The 21,119-nt window shown below is 64.8% G+C and carries 18 protein-coding genes and 1 pseudogene; 6 read left to right on the top strand and 13 right to left on the bottom strand.

Annotation, left to right across the window (positions count from 1 at the left end; all coding sequences use genetic code 11):
• Positions 1–294: 294 nt before the first annotated feature.
• Complete coding sequence (locus tag AAGA11_09730; GenBank protein MEM9603131.1) at positions 295–1,218, bottom strand: LysR family transcriptional regulator; 924 nt, start codon at positions 1,216–1,218, stop codon at positions 295–297.
• Positions 1,219–1,313: 95 nt separating this feature from the next.
• Here AAGA11_09730 and AAGA11_09725 point away from each other — a divergent pair, with 95 nt between their 5' ends.
• On the top strand, positions 1,314–1,970 hold the full coding sequence (locus tag AAGA11_09725) for an NAD(P)-binding domain-containing protein (protein MEM9603130.1): 657 nt from the start codon (positions 1,314–1,316) through the stop codon (positions 1,968–1,970).
• Positions 1,971–2,159: 189 nt separating this feature from the next.
• The gene (locus AAGA11_09720; GenBank protein ID MEM9603129.1) at positions 2,160–3,122 is read left to right on the top strand and encodes an AEC family transporter; all 963 of its coding nucleotides are present in this window, start codon (positions 2,160–2,162) and stop codon (positions 3,120–3,122) included.
• Positions 3,123–3,162: 40 nt separating this feature from the next.
• Here the strand turns inward: AAGA11_09720 and AAGA11_09715 are convergent, their stop codons facing one another.
• The 6 genes from AAGA11_09715 to AAGA11_09690 form a co-directional block, all read right to left on the bottom strand.
• Positions 3,163–3,651 carry a prepilin-type N-terminal cleavage/methylation domain-containing protein gene (locus AAGA11_09715; protein MEM9603128.1) on the bottom strand — a complete coding sequence of 163 codons (489 nt, stop codon included), beginning with the start codon at positions 3,649–3,651 and terminating at the stop codon, positions 3,163–3,165.
• A gap of 238 nt (positions 3,652–3,889) precedes the next feature.
• A complete protein-coding gene (locus tag AAGA11_09710) occupies positions 3,890–4,939 on the bottom strand; it encodes an ABC transporter ATP-binding protein (GenBank protein ID MEM9603127.1) in 1,050 nt (349 codons plus the stop codon).
• Entirely contained in the window at positions 4,939–6,192 is a 1,254-nt protein-coding gene (locus tag AAGA11_09705; protein MEM9603126.1) for a hypothetical protein, read from the bottom strand. The genes AAGA11_09710 and AAGA11_09705 overlap by 1 nt, the downstream gene beginning before the upstream one ends.
• Positions 6,193–6,196: 4 nt before the next feature.
• Positions 6,197–7,411 carry a carbohydrate ABC transporter permease gene (locus AAGA11_09700; GenBank protein MEM9603125.1) on the bottom strand — a complete coding sequence of 405 codons (1,215 nt, stop codon included), beginning with the start codon at positions 7,409–7,411 and terminating at the stop codon, positions 6,197–6,199.
• Complete coding sequence (locus tag AAGA11_09695; GenBank protein ID MEM9603124.1) at positions 7,408–8,646, bottom strand: sugar ABC transporter permease; 1,239 nt, start codon at positions 8,644–8,646, stop codon at positions 7,408–7,410. Before AAGA11_09695 ends, AAGA11_09700 begins: the two co-directional genes overlap by 4 nt.
• Positions 8,647–8,728: 82 nt before the next feature.
• Positions 8,729–10,090 (bottom strand): extracellular solute-binding protein, encoded by a 1,362-nt coding sequence (locus AAGA11_09690; protein MEM9603123.1) that lies wholly within the window; start codon positions 10,088–10,090, stop codon positions 8,729–8,731.
• A 246-nt stretch (positions 10,091–10,336) separates the two neighbouring features.
• On the opposite strand from AAGA11_09690, the gene AAGA11_09685 reads away from it, so the two are divergent.
• The 3 genes from AAGA11_09685 to AAGA11_09675 all read left to right on the top strand — a co-directional run bounded on the left by AAGA11_09685 (position 10,337) and on the right by AAGA11_09675 (position 13,046).
• Positions 10,337–11,353 (top strand): LacI family transcriptional regulator, encoded by a 1,017-nt coding sequence (locus tag AAGA11_09685; protein ID MEM9603122.1) that lies wholly within the window; start codon positions 10,337–10,339, stop codon positions 11,351–11,353.
• A 107-nt stretch (positions 11,354–11,460) separates the two neighbouring features.
• Positions 11,461–12,069 (top strand): glutathione S-transferase family protein, encoded by a 609-nt coding sequence (locus AAGA11_09680; GenBank protein MEM9603121.1) that lies wholly within the window; start codon positions 11,461–11,463, stop codon positions 12,067–12,069.
• Between the two features lie 17 nt (positions 12,070–12,086).
• The gene (locus tag AAGA11_09675; GenBank protein MEM9603120.1) at positions 12,087–13,046 is read left to right on the top strand and encodes a pyridoxamine 5'-phosphate oxidase family protein; all 960 of its coding nucleotides are present in this window, start codon (positions 12,087–12,089) and stop codon (positions 13,044–13,046) included.
• A 10-nt stretch (positions 13,047–13,056) separates the two neighbouring features.
• On the opposite strand, the gene AAGA11_09670 is transcribed toward AAGA11_09675, so the two are convergent.
• Together AAGA11_09670 and AAGA11_09665 are read right to left on the bottom strand one after the other, a co-directional pair.
• Positions 13,057–13,950 (bottom strand): LysR family transcriptional regulator, encoded by an 894-nt coding sequence (locus AAGA11_09670; GenBank protein MEM9603119.1) that lies wholly within the window; start codon positions 13,948–13,950, stop codon positions 13,057–13,059.
• 26 nt (positions 13,951–13,976) lie between these two features.
• Positions 13,977–14,420, bottom strand: coding sequence for a hypothetical protein (locus tag AAGA11_09665; GenBank protein MEM9603118.1), 444 nt, complete (start codon positions 14,418–14,420; stop codon positions 13,977–13,979).
• A 138-nt stretch (positions 14,421–14,558) separates the two neighbouring features.
• Here AAGA11_09665 and AAGA11_09660 point away from each other — a divergent pair.
• Positions 14,559–16,346: pseudogene (locus AAGA11_09660) on the top strand (acyl-CoA dehydrogenase).
• Positions 16,347–16,374: 28 nt separating this feature from the next.
• On the opposite strand, the gene AAGA11_09655 reads toward AAGA11_09660, so the two are convergent.
• From AAGA11_09655 to AAGA11_09640, 4 genes are all read right to left on the bottom strand, one after another.
• Positions 16,375–17,139, bottom strand: a complete 765-nt coding sequence (locus AAGA11_09655; protein ID MEM9603117.1) for an alpha/beta hydrolase — start codon at positions 17,137–17,139, stop codon at positions 16,375–16,377.
• A 286-nt stretch (positions 17,140–17,425) separates the two neighbouring features.
• Complete coding sequence (locus AAGA11_09650; GenBank protein ID MEM9603116.1) at positions 17,426–18,958, bottom strand: sulfatase-like hydrolase/transferase; 1,533 nt, start codon at positions 18,956–18,958, stop codon at positions 17,426–17,428.
• Positions 18,951–20,537: a tripartite tricarboxylate transporter permease gene (locus AAGA11_09645; GenBank protein MEM9603115.1), complete on the bottom strand. Its 1,587-nt coding sequence runs from the start codon at positions 20,535–20,537 to the stop codon at positions 18,951–18,953. The genes AAGA11_09650 and AAGA11_09645 overlap by 8 nt, the downstream gene beginning before the upstream one ends.
• Positions 20,534–21,100, bottom strand: a complete 567-nt coding sequence (locus tag AAGA11_09640) for a hypothetical protein (GenBank protein MEM9603114.1) — start codon at positions 21,098–21,100, stop codon at positions 20,534–20,536. The genes AAGA11_09645 and AAGA11_09640 overlap by 4 nt, the downstream gene beginning before the upstream one ends.
• Positions 21,101–21,119: the final 19 nt, after the last annotated feature.

Below are 21,119 nucleotides of genomic sequence, written 5' to 3'. Positions count from 1 at the left end.
GACCAAACGGCAACGCCGTTTGGGACGGCCGACAGGCCGCCCGTAGGGTGAGCGCCAAAGGCGCGAATCAATCCTGCCGGTTGATGAGGCGAAGGCGGTCGCCCCCAGGGTGGCCGTTTTGGTTTGGCACACTCCGTCTAGGTAAGAACGGTCGTTCGACCAAACGGCAACGCCGTTTGGGACGGCCGACAGGCCGCCCGCAGGGGGCAGCGCCAAAGGCGCGAATCAATCCTGCCGGTTGATGAGGCGAAGGCGGTCACCCCTGGGTTGCCGTTTTTGTTTGGTGGACGCCGATCAGGTGAGAACAGATTTGATATGCCCCACCAGGTGGTCCGCCAGTGCATCCACACGCGCGGGTCGCTCGCCGCGGCCTGGAAAACAGATGTGCAGCGGGACTGAGGGCATGTGATAGTCGTGAAGCCCGATCACGATGTCACCCCGAGCGAGCTGATCAGCCACCAGATACCGCGGCAGGGGCGCGATGCCCATACCGCCACACACCAACTGAGCCACGTCTTCGATCGAGTCCGTGATCAGCGACGCGTCCGTAGGCGTTCTGGATTGGATCTGGCCGGCCCGTTCGAATTGCCACCGATACAGACGCTGCGTGCCGGGGACGCGAAAACCGATCAGTGGAAAGGCATCCAGCTCGGCCAACGTCCGGGGCGGCGTGCCCGCCGACAGATGCGACGCAGGCACGGCCAGCACGACGTCGAGTTCGGCCAGTTTGCGCGCGACCAGGGCACTGTCAGGCAGGTCTCCGACGCGAAAAGCGAAATCGAGCCCCTCGGCGACCAGATCATCGAGCTTGTCGTTCACTGACATGTCCAGCCGAATCTGCGGGTAGCGTTCGACGAAGCTCTGCAGTGCGGGCAGGACAGCACGTTGGCCGAAGGCCTGTCCGACGGAAAAACGCACCGTACCGCGGTATCCGCTGCTGCGCGCAGGCGCGTCGAGCAGCGCTGTCCTGAGCCGCGCGCACGCCGGTAACGCTGTGTTGACAAGGGCCTGGCCCTCGTCGGTCAGTGACACACTGCGCGTCGTTCGCAGCAACAATGTCGTGCCGACGCGCGCCTCAAGCGCCCCGATGAGTCGACTGACGGCCGCGCGGGGCATCTGCAACTGCTGACTCGCCGCGGTGAAGCTGCCCAGGGTGGCAACGCGTTCGAAGCACACCAGCATACGCAGGTCCACACGGTCTATTGTTTCATTATTCATGACAATTATGCCCATTATTGATGCTTTATTAGTAACAGTTAACTGCGTACATTGGCCACTCTCAGCGCATTCGGCGCATCAACGAGGAGCAGATCATGAAGATTGCGGTCTTGGGCACGGGCATGGTGGGGCACGCCTTGGCGACGCGGTGCGCGGGGCTTGGGCACACGGTCATGATGGGCGCGCGCGTGCGGGACAATGTGCACGCCGCGCGCTGGGCGCAGACGCACGAGAGCCAATCAGGCACCTTCGCCGATGCCGCGGCCTTTGGCGATCTGGTCGTGTTTGCCACGCTCGGTTCGGCAACACTCGAGGCCGCAGCTCTGGCCGGTGCAAAGGCACTCGCAGGCAAGGTCGTGTTGGACGTGTCCAATCCGTTGGATTTCTCAAACGGGTTCCCTCCGAGCTTGTTGAGTGAACACGCGAACACGACGTCGGCAGGCGAAGCGCTGCAGGCTGCCTTGCCACAGTCACGCGTGGTGAAGGCCTTGAACACGATGAACTGCGACGTCATGGTCGACCCCACACGCATTCCCGGGGATCACGACGTGTTTCTCTGCGGCAACGATACGGACGCGAAGACCGACGTGACGACGCTCCTCAGCCAATTCGGATGGGCTGCACCCATCGACCTGGGACCCATTGAAGCCTCGCGCGGCCTCGAGGGTCTGATGTTGTTCTGGCTGCGCCTGTACGGCGTTATCGGACACACCGATTTCAACTACAACATCGTCGTGGCGCCCGCCGCCTAGCCTCCGCGTGTCGGTGGTCGTTGAGGGCGAGCAGGCTGTTGCGCTCTGGCCGCCGTCTGGGCACGCACAAACCGGCTAGAATGCCGAGCACCACCACCTCGGGGGTCTCCGCGGCACGCAGCGCGGGTCCCGTTGTGTCGCACCGCGTCTCGCCCACGGCAGACGCGCCTCTGCTGACTGAGCCGCCCTGTGCTGACCATTCTCGGACTCATATTGCCCCTGTTCGGCTTGATCCTGCTTGGCTTCGTGGGTGCACGCCTCAGCAGGCAACCGATCGAGGCCCTGGGCTGGCTCAACACCTTCATCTTGTATTTCGCGTTGCCCGCGCTGTTCTACAAACTGCTGTCAAGCACCCCAATCGATCAACTCGCCAATTGGCGGTTCATCGCGACCAACCTCGGCGTCACCCTCACGGTTTTCCTGGTGACACTGGTGCTTGCGATGACCCCGCCCGGACGCAACCTTGCGGAGTCCACGGTGCAGGCACTGGCCGCGGCCTACGGCAATATCGGCTACATGGGTCCGGCACTCGCCATCCTGGCCTTTGGCGAGACAGCGGCGATCCCGGTTGCGATCATTTTCTGCTTTGAGAACGTCTTGCATTTTGCACTGGCACCGACGCTCATGGCGATGGCCGGCGGCCAACCGACCGGGGTGCTCCGTCTCAGCATCGAAATCATCAAGCGCATTGCCACGCATCCGTTGATGCTCGCAACGGCGGTCGGTGTGTTGGCTGCCGCAGCCGAGTTTAGCGCGCCAGAGCCGCTGGGGCGGCTGATCGACTACCTCGCGCAGGCTGCCGCGCCCTGCGCCCTCTTTGCCATGGGCGTCACCCTCGCATTGCGCCCGCTCAGGCGCGTGCCGCTGGCGCTGGGTTACATCGTTCCGATGAAACTCGTCGCGCACCCGCTGCTGATGTACCTCGGTCTGAGCTATTTCGGCAATTTCGACGGACAGTGGGTGTTCGTCGCCGTGCTCCTCGCCTCACTGCCAACAGCGACCAACGTGTTCGTGATCGCACAACAATACGGTGTCTGGCTGGAGCGGGCGTCGGCGTGTGTGTTGGTATCGACTTCGGCGTCGGTGTTCACTGTGGCGGCTCTCTTGTACGGCATCACAACCGGAGCGATCCCACCGGACCTCTTCCCCTAAGCTGCACACCCCGACGGGCCCGACGTGGCGCGGCGACGCCTCAGCAGCCGGTGGCGAGGTACTCGCCGCGGATGCCGCTGCCCCACGCGACGTTGCACTCGAAGGTGTAGGTGCCGGTGACGGGGTTGTACGTCAGGCGTGAACGCACGCCAGGGTTGGCGTCTATGCCGACGTGCGCGAGGCTGTCGTCAAGGTCGACAACAATGTGCGCCACGTTGGGATCACCGCCGTCCAGACCGATCCACATCTCATTGACCACACCGGTACGGTAGCTGTCGGTCGGTCCGAGGCCGGCGAACGCATTGCGTTGGTCGAGGTCACCGTGATTGGCGTCGAGAAACCGGCCGCGATCGATGTGCGTTTCGACCAGCGCGACCCGGATCTCCTGGGAGAGGGACACCGCCTCCATCAACTGAGCGCGCGTCAGAAAGACGTTGTAGCTGGGTATGGCAATGCTCGACAGGATCGCGACAATTGCGAGCGTCAGCAAAACCTCAATCAGGGTAAAACCCTGCACCCGCTGGCCCATCATTCGAGTCCTCTACGTCGACATCAAGCGCGTCCACGAGGCGTCACAGGCGCAGCGCTCGCCGGGATGCTTCGTAAACTAACGCACGATAGGCAGGGTATCGGCAGCGTGCCGGTCACCTTGAACGCCGAGCGCATTCCGGCGTGCAAGACACGCTTGCCGAGCCGGTTTCTGTTGTCGAGACAACGCAAACGCACCGTGGGTGCCACCGGTGCGTCGGGGACTGTCGGCGCTGGTATCAGGCCCGCACGCGTTCGCCTGCCGCGTCGAAGAACACCGTGCGGCTGGCGTCAAAGCCCAGGCCTGCGCTGTCGCCAGGCACAAGATCGGTCTCGCCGGAAATTCGCACGTTGACGGCACCCGCCGGACCGCAATCGAACAACACAAAGGTGTCCGAGCCAAGGTACTCGACGACGTCGACACGGCCATCGCAGGCACCGCTGCCGGCCGCCCCCACGCTGATGTGCTCGGGCCGGATGCCGAGTTGCGTCGGCGCGCCACCCGGAAGGGGCACAGACCGACCACCGCGCACCGTGCACGTACCCTCGGCCACGTCGCAAGGCATGACGTTCATTTTCGGGCTGCCAATGAACTGCGCGACGAACGTGTTCGCCGGATCGGAGTACAGCTCCCTCGGCGTGCCGACCTGGATGATTCGGCCCGACTCCAGCACCACAATACGATCGGCCAGGGTCATGGCCTCAACCTGGTCGTGCGTCACGTAGATCATGGTCGCCGACAGGCTCTGGTGCAGCTTCGAGATTTCGTGGCGCATCTCGACCCGCAATGCGGCGTCGAGGTTCGAGAGCGGTTCGTCGAACAGAAACGCCGTCGGCTCGCGCACTATCAAGCGCCCGATCGCGACGCGCTGGCGTTGCCCGCCCGAGAGGTCCTTCGGCCGGCGGTCGAGGTACTGTTCGAGCTTCAGTGTGCGCGCCGCCGCGTCGACCTTCTCATCGATCTCGGCCTTGGGTGCCCCTGCCGTCTTGAGCGAAAATCCCATGTTGTCTCGCACACTCATGTGCGGGTAGAGCGCATAACTCTGAAACACCATCGACAGACCCCGTTTCGACGGCGGCTGGTCGGTCACATCACTGCCATCGATCTCGAGTGCGCCGCGGCTGATGTCCTCGAGACCACCGATCATGCGCAGCAGCGTGGATTTTCCACAGCCCGACGGTCCGACGAAGACGACAAACTCGCCGTCGTTGATCTGCAGGTCCACGCCTTTGATCACTTGTGCATCGCCGTACCACTTTTCTACGGCTTTGAGGTGAATGGAGCCCACTACACTGCCTCCGCTGTCGGGGACGCCCAGCCGAGCCATACGGCGGCCGTCCAGGTAAACGATTGGCCGCCGGCTGGCGTACCATCCCGTGGATCGAAATACTCTGCGAAGCCGTGCTTGGCGATGAGTTTGGCCGTGCTTTGCCGCAACGCCTCGCCCTCCGGCATGCCCATTTCATTCATGCCAAGCCCGGCCATCATGTTCATCATGCCCCACACCGGACCGCGCCAGTACCGCTGTCCATCGAACCGTTCGTCCCGCAAATCAAGCGACGGGATACCGTAGCTGACTTCAGCCAGCACATGCCGCAAGTGCTCACGCATCTCGGCTGAATCGATGCCGGCATACCAGCACAGGAACGACGCGTTCGACAGCGAGTTGGCCCACTCGCCAGTCAGCACGTCTCGGCCATCAAAATGGCCGTGCGTCGGGTTCCAGAGGGTCTCGGCGCCAGCCTCGAGCACAGAAATCCAGTCTTGTATTTTGCTCGTATCACGTCCGAGCACATCTGCCAGCACAAGGAGGTCACGGTTGGCCCTCAGCAGGGTGAACGTCATGGTGGGGTCGGCTACCCGGAACGGGGAATCCTGTAGCAAATCCGCTTGCTGCCAGTTCAGGCGAGCGCCGCGTTGCACCAACCAGATATACCGGTCGTAGTCGAATTTCGTCGGCCGCATGTCGCTGTCGACATGCGAGATGTCCCGACGGGTGTAGGTGCCGACGCCGACCGGGTCGATGGCCGCCATGCCGATGTCCCAGTCGGGTGCGTTGTCGCGGCCGGCTTCCCACGGGTGCGTGATGCACACGGCGCCGCAGTCCAGCCGCCAATCCATGAACCACCGGTGCCAGGCCAGCAGCTTGTCGAACAGGGGAGCGAGCCTGGCGGCACCGAACTCGGGATCCCGATCGAACACCCGACGCGCCAGCGTTGCCGCTACCGGCGGTTGGCTGATGCCGGATGACGGTATTGGCCCCCTGCCCTGCCACACGTCCGGGCCCGGGAAATAGCCGTCGTCAATCTGGTGAAAGAGAATGTGCGGCACCATGCCGTCATCCCACTGGCCGGAGAACAGGGTCTCGAGCTCCACCCAGGCACGGTCGATGTCGAACTGGGCAAAGCCCATCGCCGCGAAGGCGCTGTCCCAGTTCCACTGGTAGGGGTAGAGCCCGTGCGTGGGTACGGTGTAACCGCCCTTGTCATTTTGTTGAAGGATGGTACGGGCCTTGTCGTCAAGCGACTGCGCGGTGCTCATCTGCTTACCCTTTCACTGAGCCGGCGGTCAGGCCCTTGGTCATGAAGCGCTCGAGGCCGAGGAACAGCACCATGATCGGAATGGTCGCGATCACGGCACCCGCCATGAGGTGCTGTCGAGGAATTTCCGAACTGTTCAACATCGCGACACCGCGCGTCAGCGTGAACTTCGACGGGTCGTCGAGCAACATGAAAGCGAGCAGGAACTCGTTCCAGGCAATCATGAAGACGTAGAGCGACACCGACACCATCGCGGGCAAGGACAGCGGCAGTGTGATCTTGAGAATCACCTGCAAGCGGCTCAAACCGTCCATCAGACCGGCCTCCTCCACTTCCACCGGCAAGCCGCGGAAATAGCCCTGCAGCATGTAGAGCGCCACCGGGATGGTGGTCACGGGGTAGATCAGGATCAAACCGGAAATCGTGTTGCGAAGGCCCGTCACCGAGAAGGCGATGTAAATCGGCAGGGCCAACACGATCATCGGCACCATGTAGATCAGCAGGATCGAGCGAGAGAAGACCGCTTGCCCCTTGAACCGGAGCCGCGCAACGGCATAGGCGCCGGGCACGCTGAACAACAGGGTGATCAGCACGGTGAGCACGGAGACGAAGAAACTCGTCCAGAGATAACTGCCGAAATTGAAGTCGCGGAACAGCTCGATGTAGCTGCGGAAGAGGTCGAGCCCCCGGCTCAGGTCGATCGAGAAATCCAGCGGGTTCGCGAGGAGCGCCTGCTGCGATTTCAGGCTGGTCATGACCATCACGTAGAAGGGAATCAACACCGCCGCCGTGAAGACAATGAACCCGAACCCGGTCAGAAAGCGGATCACGGCCTCTTCGAACTCGTGCCGGTTGAGCGCAGCGAAGGGGCAGTCCTCGAGGATTTTCCAGAGCGAGACGACCGCGGCGAGCGCGAGCAGGAGCGCACCGACCGCGCGGGTCGACGTGGCCACAGCGTCGCCGATGAACATCGGCCCGATCCCGAAGTAGGTCAGCACAAGCAACGCGCCCACCGCACCGCCCATGACGAGCTTGTCACCGGGCTTCTTCAACGCCACCACGGCAAGCACGATGCCCCAGATCAGCGACAACAACAGGCTCGGACGAAACAACTCACCCGAGGCAAAGGACATCGCCACGGCGACCGTTGTCGCGACGACGAACAGCCAGAGGACGCCGAGAATCGGGCCGGTGATGTAGCCAAACCACAATTTCTTCACAGCCCTTCCTCCTGCGACATGTAGCGAAAGAAAAAGAAGCTGAAACACAGCAACACGCCGAAGATCACCACCGCGACAGCGGCACCAGCACCGATGTTGGAGATCGCGAAGGCCTGCTCGTAGACGTTGACGGTCAGTGTTCGCGTGCCGGCGTTGCCGCCGGTGAGCAGGAAGATGTCGTCAAACTTGTTGAAGGTCCAGATGAAACGCAGCAGGAACAGTACCGACAGAATGCCGAGCAACATGGGCAGCGAGAGGTACCAGAATTTCTGGAACGGGCTCGCGCCGTCCATGTCGGCGGCTTCGTACATGTCGGTGTCGATCGACTGCATCCGCGCGAGGATGAACAGGAACGACAGCGGGAAGTACCGCCAGATCTCGAACACGGTCACCATGATCAACGCCTGGGGTTTCTGGCCAAAAAAGTTGATTGGCGTGTCGGTCACACCCATCTGGACCAGCAACGCGTTCAGGGACCCGGAAAACGGGTCGAGCAGCGCGACCCAGGTGAACGCCACCGCGATGATCGGTGACACGTAGGGAAAGAGGTACAGACCACGCAACACGCCCTTGCCGACGAAGCTCTTGTTCAGCAAGAGCGCAGCGAACAGCCCCACCACCAGGGCGCCTATGGTGCCGAAGACGGTGTAGAACGTGGTGGCCCAGAGCACGCTCATGAACTCTGCGCTGTCGAAGATGCGCTTGAAGTTGTCGAGCGTGAACGAGGCGTTGGTCAGGATGTTGTCGCCCGAACCGAACTTGAGCGGCTCACTGCCTTCGACAACGTCCTCGAGTGCATCGGGGTCACCGTCGAGTTCAACGGGAATGCGCAGGCGCTCGTTGAAGCCGCCAGGCACATCGCCGAAGTCGCATGCGAGCGCACTGCCCGACAGCGTGCAGGCCTCCGGCACCTCGAGAAGTGTGACGCCCGGTGGAATCGTGTCTTCAAAGCGCACGCCGCTGAGCACCTTGTCTTGCGAGGAGTTTCGCACCCGGTACTCGATGCGGTAGTTGTCACCACGGCTGCGGAGGCTCTCGCGCACCACGGTACTCACGGGGCGCAGGTCGCTCAAACCGACCGGCTTGAAGCTGATCCAGAAGATCGCCAGCAGCGGCAACAGGATCACCAGACTCACGATGGCGATCGTGGGTGCCAACAAGCCCCACGCGAGTTTGGCTTCGCGGCGCTCCAAAGCACCACGGGAAGTTGGGGGTATTGGGGTCGCTGTTGTCATACTGCTGCCCACCGCAACGAACGTGAATGGGATGGAGAGGGGTCGGTTGGTGGGCCGAGTGCCCACCAACCGAAACGGCGGCTCAGTTGACCTTCGAGAGCTCGTCGTTCATGGCTGCCACGGCGGCTGCGGCATCCACTTCACCGTCGATGTACTGGCGCACAACGCGGTTGATGACCTGGCTGTTGATCATCTTCGATGCCAGCGAGAGCTGACCTTCCGCCACGCCCCAGCGCTGCGCGACCTGCAGGCCGCCGACGATCTCGTCGAGCATCTCGGCCGAGTACAGGTCTTTCAGCGGTGCCTTGCGGTCCACGCCGACATCCAGCTCGGACCAGATCGCCGTGTACTTGCCAGGCTCGTCCGCGGTGCCAGTGCGCACGGGGAACTTGCCTTCCGCTGCGATCGACAGCGTCTGAGCGTAGCCTTCGTCCATCGAATACGTGATGAAGTCCTGCGCGACATCGGTGTTGGCATCTGAGGTGATACCGAAGTAGCGCACGTCACCCCAGGCAGCCCCGTCCGGGTTCGACGGACCGCTGAAGTTGGTCACGATGCCGGTCTTCGCCGCCAGCTCACGCGTGGTCGGGTCGTCGTTGATACTCGGCGCCGCACTGTCACGCAGACCGGCGAGCTCGTCGAGGATGAAGGGAGACCAGATGATCATCGCCGCGTTGCCGGAGAAGTACAGCTCGCGCGATTGCTTCCAGTACAGCTCACCCGGGGGCGATGCTGCAGCCACCGCCTTGTAGAAATCCAGCACTTCGGTGGTCGCCGCTTCATCGAGCGGAGCGAAGCCGTCTGAGTTGACCGGCGACACGCCGTTGGCGAGGAACACATGCTCCAGCACCTGGCTCATGAAGTTCTCGTCCACCTTGGTCGCGGCGACGAAGCCGTACATCTCGGGTGGGTTGTGCAGGGCGTCGAGCGCGGCCTGGACGTTGGCGTAGGAGGACGGAGCCTCGAGGCCGGCGGCGTCGAACAGGTCCTTGCGGTAAACCACCATCTGGGTCCAGCCGTCGACCGGCACGGATGCCACCCCGTCTTCAACGGCCGCCATGGAGAGCGGACCGGCAGAGAAGGTGTCAGTGCCGAGCTCTTCGACCAACTCGGATGCCGCGTCGGTGTCGAGGATACCGGCTTCGGCCCACGGCAGCGCGTACTGCAGCGTGTGGTAGATCACGTCCGGCAGATCACCGGCCGCAAACGCCGCAGTGGCACGGGTGCCGAGGTCGCTCTCGGAGACCGGAATGACCTCCACGGTGTGACCCGAGGCCGACCCGAAGTCCGCTGCCATCGCCTGCTGCTTCGCCAGACGCTCGGGCTGCTCTTCGGTGGTCCAGAACCGGATGGTGTCCGCCGATGCGGTGCCGGCAACGAGCGCCAGACCAATCGCCGAACTCAACAGAAGTCGGGCACCAGGCCCCTTTTTGGTGTGTGTCATGTACTCCCTCCCTGCGGGATCATCGCTTTAAGCATTCTGAGGATGCACCGGCGGACCGGCTGCATTCCTGCACAACTGTGCACGGATAATTGCAACGTTGCAACTCATTTCTTGCTCTTTGCGATGCCACAGGCAGCCAACCACCACATCCAACCATCACGCCGGAATCGGCCGCGCAGCGGGCAAACGTGTGACAATAGGTAACACTGCAACGTTGTAGCGCCGTCCGGGCAGCCCCCGAATGCAATGACCGACCGCCCCGTCACCAAAGCGCCCACGCTGAAAACCATCGCCGACATGACCGGTTTGAGCCTGTCGACCGTGTCCTTGTCACTGCGCGACGGATCGAAGCTCAAGAAAGAGACACGCGACCGCGTGGCGCGCGCGGCGGCAGAGCTGGGGTACGTGCCGAACCGTGCCGGCGTGCGGCTGCGTACAGGGCAAACCAACGTCCTGACGCTGATTCTGTCGACCGAACGCAACACGCTCGACTACACGCGCCTGCTGATTCAGGGTATCGGCTCGCACCTTCAGCGCACACCTTATCACCTGAATGTCACCCCGGAACTGCCCGGCAGCGACCCGCTCGACAGCCTCAACTACATCCTCACGAACCGCACCTCGGACGGTGTGATCCTGACCCACACCAGCACGCACGACGTCCGGGTGCAGCGCCTCGCTGACGCCGGCCTGCCCTTCGTGACGCACGGCCGCACGGCATTCGACTTCGACCATGCCTATGTCGATTTTCACGCTGAGCGGTTCATCGAGTTGGCCGTCGACCGGCTGCTCGCCCTGGGCCGCACGCGCTTCCTCTACGTGCCTTTCGACAACGGCACCACCAACTTCAACAACACCGTCGCGCAGTTCAAGGGCACGGTGTCTGAACGTGGCCTGGACGGCGACGTGGTGCTCGACACCAAACGCCTGGACACAGCTGCAAGCGCGCGTGAGTTCGCCTGTAACCTCGCGACGTCGAAGGCGCCACCCGACGCAATCATCTGCAGCAACGACGTGACCGCCGTGGCCGTACTGGGCGGGATGACCGACGCCGGCAAGCAGTGTGGGCGTGACTTCAACCTCGTCTGCAAGGGCACGACCGAGCTGCTGCCGGCGCTGTACCCCCAGATCGACACGGTACGCGAAGACCTGGTCGAAGCCGGCCGGCACATCGCAGAGCTTCTGATCCAGCGCTTGCGCGGCGAAGCTGTGTCGGCATTGCAAAAGCTCCACAAGCCGACCGTGAGCTGGGGCAACGGCTGAGGCGAGACGGTCTTTCGCCGCGCGAAAGACTGCATGTCGCCGCACGCCTCTACAAAAGACCGCGCCGTGACGCCAGTCTTGGAGCCCACACCCACAGGGCGCTCCCCATGGCACTCACGCTGTACGACTTCCCCCTCTCCGGACACGCCCACCGCGTGCGCCTGTTCCTCTCGCTGAACGGGCTGGACGCCGACATCAAGACGGTTGATCTCCCGGCCGGAGAGCAGCACAGCGAGGCATTTCTCGCGCTGAACCCGTTCGGACAGGTGCCGGTGCTGACCGACGGCGACGTGGTGGTGGCAGACTCCAACGCGATCCTTGTCTATCTCGCGAAGCGGTTTGCGCTCGCGCAGTGGCTACCGGAAGACCCGCTCGGTGCTGCGCGCGTGCAACAGTGGTTGTCCATTGCCGCGGGCCCGCTCACGTTCGGCCCCTGCAACGCGCGCTTGCGCGTGCTGTTCGGCGCGCCGTTCGACGAAGCCGACGTGACGGCCCGCTCACACGCGCTGTTCGCGCAGATGGACGCCGCGCTGACCGACCGGCCCTTCCTCACCGGCGACACCGCAACGCTGGCCGACGTCGCGTTGTACAGCTACACCGAACGGGTCGTGGACGCGGGCATCGACCGCAGCACCTACCAGCACATCACACGCTGGCTCGAACGCGTCGAAGCCCTGCCGGGCTTCACGCCGTTTGCACCCCACGACGCCGCCTGACGACCGGAGTTCACACCGTGACCGAAGAGCACAGCGAATTCACGCCTGCAGACGGTGCCCCGCCCTCCCCCTGGCACCGCGGCGAGCGCGCGCTGCACGCACGCCTCGGCGTGCAGGCGGAGATGGAACGCCTCGGCCAGCGCGTGCTGCGCCCTTTCATGCCAGAGCAGCACCAGCGGTTCTACGAGAGCCTGCCGTTCATGGTGGCGGGCGTGGTCGATGCGGCGGACCGTCCCTGGGCCACCGTCGTTCAGGGCCAACCGGGTTTTGTCGACGCACGCTCGCCAACGCGCCTGCACATCGCGGCCAGCGTGGCGAACACCGACCCGGCACACGCCGGCTTCAGTGACGGGCGCGCCATCGGGTTGCTGGGCATCGAACTCGGCACCCGTCGGCGCAACCGCGTGAACGGACAGATCAGCGCTGTCTCCGATCAGGGCGTCGATGTCGCCGTCGAACAGACCATGGGCAACTGCCCGAAGTACATACAGGTACGCGCACCGGTGGGGGACGCCGCCGTCACAGCGAAACCGTCCACCGAGCCGCTGGAGCTCGCCGCCACCGACACGAACTACCTGCAGGGCGTGCATGCGGCTGACACCTTTTTTGTCGCCTCCTACGCGGACACCGCATCCGGGCGCGCTGTCGATGTGTCGCACCGCGGTGGCAAACCGGGGTTCGTTCAGGTCGAGCGCGACGGCAGCCTGCTGATCCCGGACTACCCCGGCAACCGCTTCTTCAACACCTTCGGCAACATCCTCGAAACCGGCCGTGTCGGGCTCGTTTTTCCGGATTTCGACACAGGTGCGGTCTTGCAGTTGACCGGCGCGGCCGAGCTGCTGCTCGACACTGAAGTCACTGGCTTGAACGACACGGTGGCACAGGCCTGGCGAGTGCAGCCCGAGCGCATCGTCTACCGAGAGGCGGCGCTCGCACAGCGCTGGTCGCTGGAGGCGCCGTCGCCGTTCAACCCGTGACGCGCTGCCGTCACACGCCTTGCAGAAACGGGTTGTTCCGAAGGCGATCCCGCGCCAGTGCCACAAAGGCACGCACTTTGGCCGACGCCGATCGTCCCTCGGCATGCACCAGGTTGATTGGCAAGGCCGGTACCGCGTGCGACGCCAGCACTTCGCGCAGCTCACCACGCTCGATGGCATCGGCCACCTGGTAGGACAACACCCGGGTCACGCCCCAGCCGGCGGTTGCTGCGGCGATGGCCGAGGGAATCGACGACACCGACAGGCGCGGCTTGAGACGCGGGGCGCCCTCGCCCTCGAAACGCCAGCTCGCGTCGCTGATGGCGCTGCAGTGCACGATCCGGTGGTTCAGCAGGTCGGTTGGTGTCCGCGGTTCGCCGTGCTCGGCGAGGTAGGCCTCGCTCGCGCAGACCACACTGCGCACCGTGCCGACCGGGGTGGCGATCAGGCTCGAGTCGGCCAGCGCACCAATGCGCACCGCCACATCGAAGCGCGCTTCGATCAGGTTGACGACCTGGTCGAGCCAGACCGCGTCAACACGCACCTGCGAGTGAGCATCGAGGTACTCCAACACCAGGGGCTGCACGTAGAACTGCCCGAACATGGCCGGTGCCGTGAGGCGCAGTTCACCGCGCGGCTCGCGGTGGCTGCCGCGTGCAGTTTCTGTCGCAGCGCCGTAGCGCTCGAGGATGTCACGCGCCTCGCTGACAAAGCGGGTGCCGTCCGCCGTCAGCGTGAGTGCGCGGGTCGAGCGGTGAAACAGCAGCACCCCGAGCTCGGCCTCCAGCTCGCCCAGGATACGGGTCACCGAGGGGGCACTGAGTGACAGCGAACGGGCGGCACCGGCGAGGCTGCCCTCGTCTGCCACCGCGACACACACCTCGAGCGATTTCATCTTGTCCATCGAAACAGCGCCCCCGCGCCCGTCGGTCAGTGCAGCACGAAGGCCGCCGTCGCGGCAGCGAAAGCGAGCACGGCCGCGACCGTGCGCACCCAGTGCCACAGCGCCCACCGCGCCAGGGCTGACGCCAACGCCTCGTCGCTCAGGGTGCGGGCGGCAAAGGCGGCATTGGCGCGCTTGAAAAACAGAAAGAAGGTCGCGAGCGCGGCCAGACAGAGGACGGCAGCCACAGTCCGGTAGGCGTTATCAAACCGGTCGAGCAACGCCGACGCCACAGACAACCAGACCGCCGCGTTGGTGACCGGAAAAAAGAAGCGAAACAGGCGCGGCCCGAAGTCGCCGTGAAGACCGAAAAACGCGCTCGGTGAGAGCGTGCGCCAATAGGGCACGAGCAGCGCGCCCTCGGTCAACAGGCTGCCCGCGTAGAGGCCCAACGCCACGGTTGCCAGCACGTGAAGCCACTCGACAATCATGCCCTGCGCCCCCCGGTGTCACTGACACGCAGTGTACGGCCTCGCACGGCCCGGGCTCCAGCGCGCAGCGTGCGTGCGCACACGCGCCGAAAACCGGTCACACTGTGTGTCCTAGCCCTGGCAGCCCGCGCACGCTCCATGGATTTCATTCCCCGCAACGAAATGCAGTTCCTGTTGAACGACTGGCTCGAGGTGGCGACGCTGGCGGACCGAGACGCCTACCGCGCGCACGGTGTCGACACCTTCGACGCTGTGCTCGACCTCGCCGCCGACCTCGCCCGGGACCACTTCGCCCCGCACTACAAGGCCTCGGACGCAACCGAGCCCGAACTCGACGCCGGCACCGTGCGCCTGATTCCCGCGATCGGTGAGGCGCTCGGCACGTACGCCGAAGCGGGTTTCTTCGCCAGCGCCTTCCCGGAGGCGTTCGGTGGCCTGTAGCTGCCGAACACCGTCGCCACCGCCGCCTTCGCCCACTTCTGTGCCGCCAACATCAGCACTGCCGCCTACCCGATGCTGACCGGCGGCAACGCCCGCCTGCTGCTCGAATGCGCAAGTCCGGCGCAGATTGACGCCTGGGCTCGGCCCCAAATCGCCGGTCGCTGTTTCGGCACCATGTGCCTGTCCGAACCACACGCCGGCTCGTCGCTTGCGGACATCCGCACCCATGCGAAACCGGACGGCTCGGACGCCCTCGGCCAGCGCTACCGGCTGCGCGGAAACAAGATGTGGATCTCGGGTGGCGACCACAGCCTGAGCGAGAACATCGTCCACCTCGTGCTCGCCAAGGCCCCCGCTGACGACGGCACGCAGCTGACGGGCATCCGGGGTATTTCGCTGTTCGCCGTGCCAAAGGTGTTGCCGGACGGCTCCCGAAACGACGTTGCGGTCGCCGGTCTCAACCACAAGATGGGCTACCGCGGCACGGTGAATTGCCTGTTGAATTTCGGCGAGACCACCGGCGCACTCGGTTGGCGCATCGGCGCAGCAGGCGACGGCCTGCCCAACATGTTCCGGATGATGAACGAGGCGCGGATCATGGTCGGCCTCGGGGCGGCCGCGCTGGCGTTTCGTGGCTACACCCAATCGCTCGACTACGCGCGCAATCGACCGCAGGGTCGGCTGGGAGCGGATGCCCGCAACCCCGATGCGCCCATGGTGCCGATTGTCGAGCACGCCGACGTCAAGCGCATGCTGTTGGCGCAGAAGGCCATCGCCGAGGGCGCGCTCGCGCTGGTCCTGTACTCGGCGCGCCTCGTCGATGACATCAAGACCGCGCCCGAAATGGGCGACCGCCAGGACGCCGAACACCTGCTCGGCCTGCTGACACCGATCACCAAGAGCTGGCCCTCGGAGTTTGGCCTGGTGGCGAACGACCATGCAATCCAGATTCACGGCGGCTACGGCTACACGCGCGACTACGACGTCGAGCAGATCTACCGGGACAACCGCCTCAACCCGATCCACGAGGGCACGCACGGCATCCAGGCGATCGATTTCCTCGGCCGCAAGGTGTTGGCCGACCAGGGCCGTGCGCTCGCACTCCTCACGACACGGATGACGGTGACTGTCGATCGCGCGCGCCTGCACCCGCAACTCGATACCTTCGCGACGGCGCTGGCCACCGCGATCGACACCGCGCGCTCGGCGCTGGATCACCTGGCGTCTCGCGTCGAGCCCGAGCGCGCGATGGACAACGCCAGCCACGCACTGTCCGCCTTCGGCCACACCGTGGTGGCCTGGCTGTGGCTCGATCAGGCGATCGCGGCGTTGGCGCTCGGTGACACCCGTGCCAATCAACGCGAGGCCAAGCTGGCAACCTGCCGGTACTTCTTCGAGTGCGAACTGCCCAAGACCGAAGCACAGTGGCGTCTCGTGGCCGAGGCCAACACCGCAGCCGCAGACGTGCCGAGCGCCTGGCTCTGACCGTGACCACACGCCAGGCCTTGCAAGTTCAGTGGGTCACGGCGCCCACGCGATCGGCGAGGAACGCGGCAGCGCGCGCGGCGGTTTCGGCCTCACGGCAGTCGTTGAGGTGCACGAGGTGCTTGTTCAGGTTGGCGCAGCCGTACGCGACCATCGTGACCGTGGACGGAAACGCGTCTGCGAGAAACTGCAGATCCTCGGGACGGTTGAACGGGTCGCCCTCGTAGGCAAACACCAGCGCCGACAGCGCCGGGGCCGACAGCATGCGTACCACCTGGCGCGGACGCACTTCGCCCCGCCACCACGGGAAGGCGGCCGCCTCGCTCCGGCGACCGGCGAATGCTGGCGCGTAGGCGATCGCGGCGTTGAACTTGGCGGGAAACGCACTCGCCGCCATCAGCGCCACCCAGCCACCGGCCGAATGCCCGGCGAGGAACAACCGCTGCGGTGCCACACCGGCGTCGATCATGTCGTCGAGTGTGCGCTCCACTTCCGCGAGGCGGTCGTCCACGTATTGCCCGGCAAAGGCCGCCCCGGGCGGCTCGGTGACGGCTGAACACAGGTAGTAGATCAGCGTCGTCTCGCTCTGCACGGACAGCAACGACGGCGGCACCCGATTCCAGAAGGCACCACAGTCTTCTCTGCGCTGCGGCCGGGTGGTGCCGTGGCTGTAAATGATGACCGTCTTGCTTGCCGGCGCCTCGATCCAGATCGGCGGCCGGTCCCGCAGGTAGTTGCGCGATTTGGGTTGCGCAACCGCCGTGTCTGCGTAGAACCCCGTTACAGGGGCCATGACGCTGCAGCCTCCCAACAGCATCGACAGGCACACCGCGCAAAGCAGCAATAGCCGGTCTCCCGCACCCAGGGGTTGATGAGCCGGCCGCACACCGACGCACTCACGTACCGCCGGTGCGGGAACCGGGACGTCAGCCGAACAGCCTGCGGGTGATGGCCCATCCGTCACAGGGCGGTTGATCAAACGAGGCGAGTACATGGTTTGAGCGTTTTACGCGCCACACGTGACGCTGTCGACCCCAATCACTGCACGCGCACAGCATCGGTCTCACCCGGGCCGACGTCTACGCCATCCCCACCTGCACCTGGTCGGGCAACATGTCATCGGGTCGCGCGTCGATCATCGTCTGGAGCGCGGCCTGCACGTCGGCGTAGTCGGCCTCGTCGAAGCGGTTGACGCACTCGTGCGGGTCGTTGACGAGGTCGTAAAGTTCCCCCGCGCCGCTGATGAGATCGACCGTGAGTTTGTGTGTCCTGGTGCGAACGGTGCGCAACGACAAACCGACACCGGCCCGGGTGGGCAGCAGTTGCCACTCGTTGAACGCGTAGGCCCGCGTTGCGTCGTCGGTCTCGATCAGCGGGCGCACGCTCTCGCCGTGTTGCGTTTGCAACGGCGCGGCGCCGGCGTAGTCGGAGAAGGTCGGACCGAGGTCGAGGGTCGACACCGGGTCATCGACCACTTTGCCCTGCGGCACGCCGGGCCCGCGCCAGATCATCGGCACACGCAACAGGCCGTCGTAGTGCATCGGCCCCTTGAGGACCAAACCGTGATCGCCGAGCCAGTCGCCGTGGTCCGAGATATAGATCACAAGCGTGTTCTCGGCCTGCCCGCTCAGCTCCAGCGCCGCGAGGATCCGACCGACGTTGTGGTCGATCAGTGCGATCTGCCCGTAGGTGTTGGCGATGATCTCACGCAGCTGCTGGTCGGTCTGCGGTGGAATGCGGCTGTACTCCTTGCGGATTTTGGCTGACGCGGCCGACCCCGTCGGTTCCTTGGTCAGCACAGCCTCGTGCCACCACGGGCGACCGGCGAAGTGGCGCTCGCGGTGGGGCGGCAAGTCGACATCAGCCGGATCGTGCAGGCGCGACCAGGGCTCGGGACAATCAAACGGGTGGTGCGGGTCAGGGAAGCTGACCCAACTGCAAAACGGCGTGTCATCGTCGTGCGAATCCAACCAACGAATGAACCGATCCGCTGTCCAGGTGCTGTTGTGCCATTCCGGCGGCAAGCGGGAGTGCCAGGTTTGCGCCGCGCCGTGGGTGTTACCGGCGTTCTCGCCGTACAAACGGTTCTTCTCGTCGCCGTTGCCGTCGGCGTAAAACCAGCGCTCGTAGTGTTGGCCGCGCGGCGGCTTCTCTGGCAGAAAGTAGTTGTGGCCCACCAACATCATCTCGACGTGCGCGAACCCCATGTAGGGGCCGTGCCAGTCGTCGCCGTATTCGTGCGATGAACTGAGGCATTCAGGTGTGCCGGTCGGCTCGAAGGTGTGGTACGTCGAGAAGTGCGCCTTGCCGAAATACGCCGTGTCGTAGCCACCCGCCGCGAGCGCACCGGCAAAGCCGCGCTCGCCAATCGCCGGGCTGAGGTCGATGCCGTTGTCGTGCACGCCGTGGCTGCGCGGCAACAGGCCCGTCAGGATCGACGCACGCGCCGGTTGGCACACCACACACGGCGTGATGCACGACGAAAAGCGCGTGCCCTCGGCGGCGAGCCCGTCGAGGTGCGGCGTCTTGATGCGCCGACCCTCGAAGCCGAAGCAGTCCGCGCGGTGTTGGTCTGCCGAAATCAACAGGATGTTGGGGCGCTTGTCAGACATCGGGGGTTTTCCGGAAGCCAAGGCGCACCACAATCACGACCGCGATGACAATGAACGCAAGCGCCAGGGGGTTGTTGAAAAGGAACCAGGGGTCACTGCCGGTTGCGGCGAAGGCCTGCCGTGCGGTTTGCTCGAGGCTGCCGGCGAGGATGAACGCGATGACAAACGGCAGGACCGACACGTCGAGTCGGCGCATCAGGTAGCCAAGTGCACCGAAAGCCAGTGTCACGTACACCGCGCTGAGCGCCGCCTCTTGCACATAGATCGCGGTGAGGGTCACGAGCAACACACTCGGCATCAGCAGCTGGCGCGGCACACGCGCCATGATCCCCATGTAGCGCATGACCGTGCCGCCCACGGTCCAGTTTGCAAGGTTGGCAATCACCATGAGGGTGAAGAGGCCGAAGGCCATCACCAGCTCGCTGTTGACGCTCTGTGCGTCGAAGCGGAAGACGGAAGGCCCCGGGTTGAAGCCACCGATGCTGTCGGTTGCGAGGATCAGAAACACCGCCGCCGCGTTGCCGGGGATACCGAGTGACAGCACCGGAATCAGGTTGGCCCCCGAGACCGCGCTGTTGGCCCCTTCGGTGGACGCCACACCCTCGGCCAGGCCGGAGCCAAAGCCCGCTTCACCGGGGTTGCGCTTGGCATAGCGACGTTTGCCGGCCGCGTACCCAAGCGTGGCCGCCAGCGTCGAACCCACACCCGGCAGCGCGCCGATGGCGGTGCCGATCACCGCCGAGCGGCCGATGTACGGCAACAGACGCTTGCGCTCGTGCCAGCGCAAGCGCTGGTCGCCCACCTCGCCGACGCGTTGCCGGTCGGCCTCGGCGATGCCCTCGCGCACCATGTCTTCGATCGACTTGAACACCTCGCCGATGATCAGCACCCCGAGGATCACCGCCACCACGGGGAAACCGTTGGCGACACCGTCAAACCCGAGGCTGAGTCGGGGGTAGAAGTCTTCACCGGTGCCGACGTAGGCGACCAGCATGCCCAGGCTCGCCGAGATCAGGCCCCGCGCCGGCGAGCTGCCAACCACGGCGGCGATGAACGCGAGCGACAGGATGATCAGCGCGGTTTTTTCCGGCAGGTCGAGCCAGCGCTCGACGAACACCGCAAGAAAGGGCGCACCGATGAACAGCACCATGTCCGAAAAGGTGTCGCCACTCACGGACGAAAAATGCGCGACGCGCAGCGCCTTGGTGCCCTGCCCGCGCCCGGTCATCGGGAAGCCGTCCTGTGTGGTCAGGAACGCATCCGGGGTGCCCGGTGTGTTGAAGAGGATCGCCGGCACCGCGCCGCCAACGGTCGCACCCTTCATCACGCCGATCAGAAAACCCATCACCGGCAGGAGGGCCGAGGGCTCGTAACCGAAGATCGAAATCAGGATGGGCAGGCTGACCGCCATCGCCATGGGCCCGGCAAGGCCCGGGGTGGCGCCCACCACCACACCGACGAAAAACCCGAGCAGCACCATCACCAACGCGCTCGGAATGCCCCAGCCGAACAGGCTGATCAGCGGATCGCTCGCAAACACCGCGAGCACGCCCGCCCAAATGTATTCTAGTGGCGTCACACGTCACCGTTCGGGGGCAGCAGGAGGTCTTCGAACGGCAGGTCGTAGAGCAGCGCGAGTGCCAGTACCACGGCAAACGCCAGCGCAACGCTGCGCCAGCGCAGACCGCGCTCGATCCAGGCCACCACACCCGCGATGAGCAGCGTGCCACCGAGCAGGTAGCCAAGGTATTTCCAGGGCGCGGTGTCGCGCAACAAGCGGTAAGCGTCGAGGGTGTCGCCGCTCGCCCACACCGCCACCGGGCCGGCCCAGCGCATCACCAGCAGGCACAGCACCACGAGGCCCCCGAAGCGCAACAGAAAGCCGAGGTTTTCGCGGTGTAGCGCACCGCCGCTCCGCCGCCACCACCCCGAAAGGCACAACCACAAGCCCGACACCGCAAGCAGGCCCGCCGCCACCGTAGGTGCAAGGCCGTCGCCGATCACCAGCCGTCGGCGCGCCTTTTCAATCAGGCCGGTCTCGGCGTCCAGCGGGATCCAGATGAACGCCAGCACCAACGCGAACACCAGGCAGACAGCGCCTAGGATGCGGTCGGTGGCTTGCGACTGTTCGCGCGATGACACGCCCGTGAGACCCGAGTAC

The sequence above is a fragment of the Pseudomonadota bacterium genome, assembly GCA_039196715.1.
Taxonomy (GTDB): Bacteria; Pseudomonadota; Gammaproteobacteria; order CALCKW01; family CALCKW01; genus CALCKW01.
Note: the sequence above shows the minus strand (reverse complement) of the source record. Positions and strands in the feature narration are given on the sequence as shown.